At 66.2% G+C, this 2,735-nt stretch carries 3 protein-coding genes; all 3 read right to left on the bottom strand.

Annotated features, from left to right (window positions below; translation table 11 throughout):
- Positions 1-190: 190 nt before the first annotated feature.
- Positions 191-1,669 (bottom strand): IS66 family transposase, encoded by a 1,479-nt coding sequence (tnpC, locus tag AC4FS3_RS28545; RefSeq protein ID WP_491023345.1) that lies wholly within the window; start codon positions 1,667-1,669, stop codon positions 191-193.
- 108 nt (positions 1,670-1,777) lie between these two features.
- Positions 1,778-2,134 (bottom strand): IS66 family insertion sequence element accessory protein TnpB, encoded by a 357-nt coding sequence (gene tnpB, locus AC4FS3_RS28540; RefSeq protein ID WP_191321595.1) that lies wholly within the window; start codon positions 2,132-2,134, stop codon positions 1,778-1,780.
- Entirely contained in the window at positions 2,131-2,559 is a 429-nt protein-coding gene (gene tnpA, locus AC4FS3_RS28535) for an IS66-like element accessory protein TnpA (protein WP_491023344.1), read from the bottom strand. The genes tnpB and tnpA overlap by 4 nt, the downstream gene beginning before the upstream one ends.
- Positions 2,560-2,735: the final 176 nt, after the last annotated feature.

The following is a 2,735-nucleotide window of genomic DNA, read 5'->3' as shown; positions in this document are numbered from 1 at the left end:
CCCGCCAAGGAAACAGTCAGGCCAATCCCTGCCAGCGCCTGGCGCAACTCTTCCAGCGTGATGTCCTTGCGTGCCTCCCATGGATGCGCGTTCCTCCACCCGCCAGGAGCGTATGTCGCCTCCGCGCGCCATAGGGGCGACCTCTCCCGTAGCGCACCGCCGCACCTGCCACCGGATGTAACCGCTGTTCTCAGGCCACGGCCTTGATTGGGTCCGAGGCGTAGGCCCATGGCAGCAGGTCGTCGATCTGGCTTTGCGGATGTCCGGCGACGATGCGGGTAATGACGTCGGCGAGGTAAAGATACGGGTCGACGCCGTTGAGCTTCGCGGTCTCGATTAGCGAGGCGATTGTCGCCCAGTGCTCTCCGCCGCCGTCGGAGCCGGCGAAGAGCGCGTTCTTCCGATTGAGGGCGATTGGTCTGATGGAGCGCTCGACCACGTTGGAGTCGATCTCGACGCGGCCGTCCTCCAGGAAACGGGCCAGTCCGGGCCAGCGCGTGAGCGCGTAGCGGATCGCCTCAGCGAGCTTGCTCTTCTGGCTGACCAGGGCGAGCTTCTCGCGTAGCCACTCCTCAAGAGCATCCATGATCGGCCGGCTTTTTTCCTGGCGAGCGGCGCGGCGCTCCTCCGCCGGGCGCCCCCGGATCTCATTCTCGATCCTGTAAAGCTCCGCGATGCGCCGGAGCGCCTCCGTTGCAATCGGCGTCGGACCGGATTGCGCCAGTTCATAGAAGCGGCGACGGACATGCGCCCAGCAGAACGCCAGGCTGATGGCGCTGCGCCCGGCCAGCACCCGGTAGCCGGCATAGCCGTCGACCTGCAGGATGCCGGCGAAGCCCTGAAGGTGGCGAAGCGGCTGCTCAGCCTTTCGGTCAGGAGCATAGATGTATGCGACGCCGGGTGGATCGATCCCGCCCCAGGGGCGATCGTCACGGGCATAGGCGAACAGCTGACCCGTCCTTGTGCGGCCGCGCCCGGGATCGAGCACTGGCGCGGTCGTCTCGTCGGCGAAGAGCTTCGATGAGGTCTTCAGCTGTTCGAACAGGCGCTCGTGGACCGGTCGCAGCAGGAAGGCCGCCTTGCCGACCCAGTCAGCGAGCGTCGAGCGGTCGAGGTTCACGCCCTGACGGGCATAGATCTGGGACTGGCGGTAAAGCGGAAGGTGATCGGCGTATTTGCTGACCAGCACGTGGGCGACTGTCGCTTCGGTCGGGATGCCGCCTTCGACAAGACGCGCCGCAGCCGGCGCCTGCAGCACAATTTCCTCGCAACTCCGGCAGGCGTACTTCGGGCGGCGCGTGACGATCACCCGGAACTGGGCCGGGACGATGTCGAGGCGTTCGGAGCGGTCCTCGCCCATGACGTGCAGCATCCCCTTGCAGCACGGGCAGGTCCTGTCGGGGATATCGATGACCTGCTCGATGCGCGGCAAGTGTGCGGGCAGTGAGCCGCGGTTGGCGCGGCGCTTTCTGACGCGGGCCTCAAGCTTTGCAGGATCGGCGGCTTCCTGGGCAGCGAGGCCTTCTGCCTCAACCTGCTCGACCTCTTCCAGGGCCAGCAGCAACTGGTCCATGGGCAGGCTCTCCGCCCTGCGACCGAAGCGGTGACGCTGCAGTTCCCTGATGATCTGGCGCAACCGCACGTTCTCGGCGCGCTCGGCGGCGAGCATCGCCTGAAGGGCGAGCGGATCAGTTGTCAGAGGTTCGGCCGGAGTGCTCACGGAACCGATTAGACATTGGATTCCAGTGCGTTGCCAGCGCTTTCGCCGCCCCAGGAATCAACTTGCCGCGACCGGCGTACGCGTCTCACGAGCCTCATGAACGCGCCGCCAGTCCAGCCCTTCGAGCAGCGCCTGTAACTGCGCCGCCGTCAGCCTGACCACGCCATCGGTGATGGCGGGCCAGCAGAACCTCCCGTCTTCCAGACGCTTCGCCAGCATGCACACCCCGGTCCCGTCGAAGTAGACGAGCTTGATCCGGTCCGCACGCCTCGCCCGAAAGACATAGATCGCCCCACAGAATGGGTCGGCGTCCATCGTCTCGCGGACCAGCGCCGCCAGGCCGTCCGCGCCCTTGCGGAAGTCTACTGGCCGGGTCGCCACCATGACGCGCACAGCGCCGGTAGGGCCGATCATGGCGCGCCTTTCAGGGCACGGATCACGGCGGTGATCGTGGCCGGCGAGGCGCCATCGCCGCACCTTACCGTGACCCCTGACGCCTCAATCTCGATGGCCCCGGATGTTGGCCGTGGCCCGCGCCGCTTCTGTTTCTTCGCGGCCATGGGTTCGGCCTCGACCAGGACTGCTGGCACGAAAGCGGGCAGCGTCTCAGCTTCCATGCGCCGGCGCGCTTCCCGACGCCACGTGAACAGTTGCTGCGGCGTCAGGCCGTGCCGACGAGCCACGGCAGAGACCGTCCCGGACCCCTCGTGGCTTTCGGCGACAATCCGGTCCTTCTCCTCCGGCGACCAGTCCCGCCGGCGACCCGAGCCCGTGAAGATCTCAAGCCGGCGGACCGGCTCATCATCCCTGGACTTAAGCGTAAACTCTGAAATCGGCATATGTCGAAGCCCTCAAACGCTTCGAGCATCACCATTCGCACCCCAGAGCGAAAGGTGGCGCCGGGACACCGCTTACTATCCGCAAGCATGTTGCCAACCTGGACCGGCAGTTGTTGGCGGCGGCGCGCAATAGCAAGGCTGCCAAATTGCTGATGACAATCCCGGGTATCGGCGCC

This window comes from Pseudogemmobacter sp. TB195, from assembly GCF_058313095.1.
Note: the sequence above shows the minus strand (reverse complement) of the source record. Positions and strands in the feature narration are given on the sequence as shown.